The following is a 5,104-nucleotide window of genomic DNA, read 5'->3' as shown; positions in this document are numbered from 1 at the left end:
TTCGTTGATCGTAGACGGCATCATTTCAGGAGTTGGCGGAATTCTGACATTTCTACCAAACATTTTCATTCTCTTCCTGGCCCTTGCGCTTTTGGAAGACAGTGGATACATGTCACGAGTTGCATTTGTCATGGACGATATTATGAGCAGTCTCGGATTATCCGGAAGAGCATTTCTTCCATTGTTGCTCGGATTTGGCTGTACCGTACCTGCAGTCATGGCTTCCCGGGCACTTGAAAATAAAAGAGACCGTTTTAAGACTATCCTGATCACACCATTTATGTCGTGCAGTGCAAGACTTCCGATCTATGTTTTATTTTCCTCTATGTTCTTTGGAAAATATGCCATGATCGTCTGCTATTCCATGTATCTGCTCGGCATCATTATCGCAATTACAACAGCATTTATCCTGTCCAAAATCGACGGAAGCAAAGCGACACATGCCCTGTTGATCGAATTGCCGGAATATAAAACTCCAAGTGCCCATACGATTGCGATTTATGTATGGCAGAAGATAAAAGATTATCTTACCAAAGCCGGAACTGTTATATTTATCGCATCCATCTTAATGTGGGCAATCTTAAACTTTGGTCCTCATGGATATGTAACAGATATTTCTGAAAGCTTTGGTTCTGTCATTGGACGCCTGATCGTACCGGTCTTTCAACCGGTCGGACTCGGATATTGGCAGATTATTGTAGCTTTGATCGCTGGTATTGCCGCAAAAGAAGTTGTTGTCTCCAGCTGCAGCGTACTCTTCGGAATTCAAAATATTACGACTGCCCACGGAATGACCGCAATGGTGGCTTCTCTTGGTGCCATTGGTTTTGGCCCGGCAAATGCTTATGCACTTATGACATTTTGTCTGTTATATGTACCATGCACAGCAACCATTGCAACGATTCATCGTGAGTTGCAAAGCTGGAAATCCACTGGTTTTATCCTGCTCTATCAGCTGTGTACTGCCTGGATCATAAGCTTTATAGTTTATCATATCGCAAGTTTGTTCTAAGCTCTTGTAATGGCCACTAAAAAAGAAGTATTCTGACTTTGAGTAAAATCTCATTTATCAGAATACTTCTTTTTTATTTATTACATATATTTCAACTCAATCGGATCGATCGGATCGACAGGGTTTTCAATCTTTCCATTCAGCATACGTTTTCTCTTACGCATGATTGTACCGGCCTTATTATAAAACCAGAAAGAATATGTCAGAATCTTATCCGCCTTTCCCATCTTGTCTTTTGTCGTCTTTCCATACAGACTGCCACCTGTCTCAATCACTGCAGATTTTGACCTGATCAGTGCGATTAGCTCTGTCTCACATGTCACTCGCTCTGGCAGAATAGTATACCCCATACCTACACAATTAGGTCGGTGTGCGTCACTGCCACCGATTCCCGGTTTCTTATATTTCTGTGCAAGCTTAAGGGCTCTCGCATTAGACTCTGCTGATTCACATGCATTAAATACTTCAATAAAGTCAAACCGCTTAAATAACTCTGGTGATTTGTAATAACGCTTTGTGTTCGTAAAGCTTAAATATTTGCCCCCGCATGGATGTGCCGGCCCCAGAATTCCTCCGTGCTTATGCACAAAATCAATCAATACTGCAACCGGAAGACCCCGGAGTTCCAAAAGTCTCATCTTCACGCCTTCTGGCATAATGCATAAAATATGTCCCCCGTCACAAGTATCATACTCAATTCCTTTTAAAACTACAAAATCATCATGTACTTTTCCCTTCATCTGGTATTTCCAGTGTCGGTATCCTTTATACGTATCATGATCTGTAATCAGCATTCCGTCAAATCCACGTTCTTTTAAAAGTGTAATGTACTCGTCCAGGCTCACCTTGCTGTCAATGGACCCTTCCTTTACATGACAATGCATGTCCAGTTTCATAAGCCTATTCCTCGCTCTCCTCGTCAGATGGAATATCGTCTAAATCCAAATCCCTGATCTCGATATCCTCTGACTCATCATCTGAAAAATCCTCATCTTCATCCAGATATCCTTCCGGCTCTTCTGCCTCTTCCTCATCCAGATATCCTTCCGGCTCTTCTGCCTCTTCCTCATCCAGATATCCTTCCGGCTCTTCTGCTTCTTCTGGCTTCGCTTCGTCCTCATCCAGAATCATTCGGGCTTTCTCTACTTCATTCTCCATAGAGACCTGTTCCTTGATATGTTCCGATTTGATTCTCTCTTTCTTTCCAATCTTACTTGACTGCATCATGAACTGAATCATAAGTCCTACAAATGCAAGAACTGCACCTGCTACATATTTTAACCATGACGGATCTGTAATTCCGGCAAGGTCGAGAATCGCCGGACCTGCAAGAAATCCACCTGCTATACCGGTAATTACAATGATCATCGGCTCTGCAAATATTGCAGCAAGAATCGCAAGCACAAGTGCCACTGCCAGTTCCACAATCGTAATGACTGAACTTTGTGCCGGTATCACTACTGCCAGCACTCCCATAGAGCAGATGAATATCATCACAAATACACCCAGCCTGTATACAAGAAAAGACACTACTGCAAGCAATATCGCGCAGACTAATATAACTGCTACGGATGCAATACCTTCAATTCCGGCTAATACACAGATTCCGGCTCCCGCTCCTGCTCCAATCAGAAATCCCAGGAATGCCGCAACCACTTTCACCAGCTTCAAGCCGAAAAATCCAATTAAAATCCCGATTGCTATCACAGCCGCAAACACTCCCACGCTTAGCTTTCCAGCAAGGAACACTGAAGTCGGTCCATCCATGGTTCCTATCGCACTTATGCCTTTCACCAATGTTGTCTCATTCATTCTATTATCTCCTTTACGTGTTAATTATTTTCTCCCGTCTCATTCGTCTCTATTATATCAGTATCTGAAACACACGTAAAGTCTCTTTCTTTGTCCCCCTTATGCTTTCTTTCTGTTAATGATCAGACGTTCAATGATTTCTATCGTCTCTTTGATTCCGTAGTTGGCACTGTTAATACACAGGTCATAATTCTCAGGGGTTCCCCATTTTTCACTTGTATAAAATTCGTAATATTTTTTATGCTGGCGATCCATTTTTTTCAAAAACTTCACCGCTGTCTTTTTATCCATCTCACGCACGTTCATCATATACTGCAATCTCACTTCAAATGGTGCACTGATGAACAGACTGATATGTGGAATATAATTATTGCGCAGAATAATATCCGCACACCTTCCAACTATAATACAATCTTCTGTTCGTGCCAGATTGCAGATCAGATCACTCATATTAAAGAAGATGGCATCTTCTCTGTTAAGTCCATGATAACGATACATATTCTGCAGCTTTGATTTCAATGTTTCTCGTTTTTTTCCATATTTATCAAACTCTGTAAAGCACTCTTTCTCTTTAATATGAAATTTTTCTTCTTCCTGACGTTTTAATACCTGCTCGAAAATCTCTGAATCATAATAATTGATATGCAGCTTATCTGCCAGCTCAAATCCAATATCATTTCCCGCACTTCCCTGTGTACGGCTGATACAGATAACGAGATGCGCATTTTCGTCCACTTTATCCCAGTGTGCAGCCGGGTTCAGAGCCATTCTTTCTGCATTGACAATATCCGTTGCAGACATATCCGGAAGCTGCTCAATTGCTTTAAGAATCTCATTATATTCTGTCATCATACGGCTCTTATCTTCTTTATTCTTAATCGTACGAGCCATATTACTGATCAGCGCCAGCTCACTTCGCAAGAGATGTCCGTCAGGCTTCGTATACATCAACATACTAAGTGCACGGATCGTATTCTCTCTGCTTCCTGTAAATGTTCTTCCAAGGGAAGATCCTACACATTTATATACTTCACCATCCAGATCATAGATCCGATTCGCAAGTTCTATATACATATCTTTATTATTTGCCATATCCGTAACCTCCTACAAAAAGAACACAAGCATATCCAGTATAAATACCGGAACTAAGAATGCAAGCGACCATAAGATATATCCAAAGAACGATGGCATATTGACACCATTTTCATCAGAAATCGCTTTTACCATAAAGTTCGGTGCATTTCCTATATATGTGTTTGCTCCCATAAATACAGCTCCACAGGAAATAGCCTCTAGAAGATTCACCGGAATCTGTCCAAGAGCCGTTGTAATACCTCCTGTTAATCCAAGTGTTCCCGCAGTTGTCAGGAATACAAGATAGGTCGGTGTATTGTCAAGGAAGCTGGACAGTGCTCCTGTTGCCCAGAACATCTGGTACGGCTCGCTAATTCCAAGGTTTGGTCCAACAGATTTTAACAGCATCAGTGCCGGCTGCATAGTAATAAAAATTCCGATAAACAAAACTGCAACCTCTTTGATCGCTCCCCACGTAAAATGGTTCTTTGTACGGATGGAACTGTCTGTTGTCTTAAATGACAGAAATGCTGCAAGTAAAATAATCACAATCTCAATCAGCGCAGGAAGCGTCAGTGTAACTTCTCCGTACAGACGAATTCCTCTTACATTACCTGCCGCGTCCTGGAATGCTGACATTCCCGGAAGTACTCCACTTAAAATTACTGCACCTACAATCATAATAAGGAAAATAATATTGTGCAGTCCTTCAATATAAAATTCGGTTCCCGGTCTGCTGATATCCGGTTTTCTTCCTTCCGCAATATCTTTACGGTATGCCTTTTTATCCAGATGATAAAATACAAATAACAGAATCACCAGATTAAAAATCAATATTGGCAATAAATGCGTGCTCCAGAAAAATGGTACTCCGCGCATAAATCCCATTAGAAGCGGCGGATCTCCGATTGGCGTAAGACAGCCGCCCATATTGGAAATCATAAAAATGAAAAATACCATAATATGTCTTTTTCTTTTTCTCCATGAATTCATCTTAATGACCGGACGAACCATGAGCATACTGGCTCCCGTTGTTCCAATACAGCTGGAAAGCAGCGTACCCAATGCCAGCAGACATGCATTTACTCTCGGTGATCCTGCAAAATCTCCTCCAACTGTAATGTTACCAGATACACAGAATAATCCAAATAACAGAACAATAAATGTCAGATAATCATTCACGATACAGTCCAATACTGTTTCAAA

The 5,104-nt window shown here is 41.4% G+C and carries 5 protein-coding genes; 1 reads left to right on the top strand and 4 read right to left on the bottom strand.

Annotation, left to right across the window (positions count from 1 at the left end):
- On the top strand, window positions 1-1,012 hold a 1,012-nt coding region (gene feoB / locus ACWJAF_RS13685; protein WP_448864669.1), incomplete at its 5' end, for a ferrous iron transport protein B.
- A gap of 80 nt (window positions 1,013-1,092) precedes the next feature.
- Here feoB and ACWJAF_RS13680 read toward each other — a convergent pair.
- The 4 genes from ACWJAF_RS13680 to ACWJAF_RS13665 form a co-directional block, all read right to left on the bottom strand.
- Window positions 1,093-1,908 (bottom strand): PHP domain-containing protein, encoded by an 816-nt coding sequence (locus ACWJAF_RS13680; RefSeq protein ID WP_117494108.1) that lies wholly within the window; start codon window positions 1,906-1,908, stop codon window positions 1,093-1,095.
- Between the two features lie 4 nt (window positions 1,909-1,912).
- Window positions 1,913-2,824 (bottom strand): hypothetical protein, encoded by a 912-nt coding sequence (locus ACWJAF_RS13675; protein ID WP_117494109.1) that lies wholly within the window; start codon window positions 2,822-2,824, stop codon window positions 1,913-1,915.
- A gap of 99 nt (window positions 2,825-2,923) precedes the next feature.
- Window positions 2,924-3,916 carry a cytidylate kinase-like family protein gene (locus ACWJAF_RS13670; RefSeq protein WP_117494110.1) on the bottom strand — a complete coding sequence of 331 codons (993 nt, stop codon included), beginning with the start codon at window positions 3,914-3,916 and terminating at the stop codon, window positions 2,924-2,926.
- 12 nt (window positions 3,917-3,928) lie between these two features.
- A partial coding sequence (locus tag ACWJAF_RS13665) for a sodium:proton antiporter (RefSeq protein WP_448864666.1) occupies window positions 3,929-5,104 on the bottom strand: 1,176 nt, incomplete at its 5' end.

It is taken from the genome of Dorea sp. (assembly GCF_977044405.1).
Note: the sequence above shows the minus strand (reverse complement) of the source record. Positions and strands in the feature narration are given on the sequence as shown.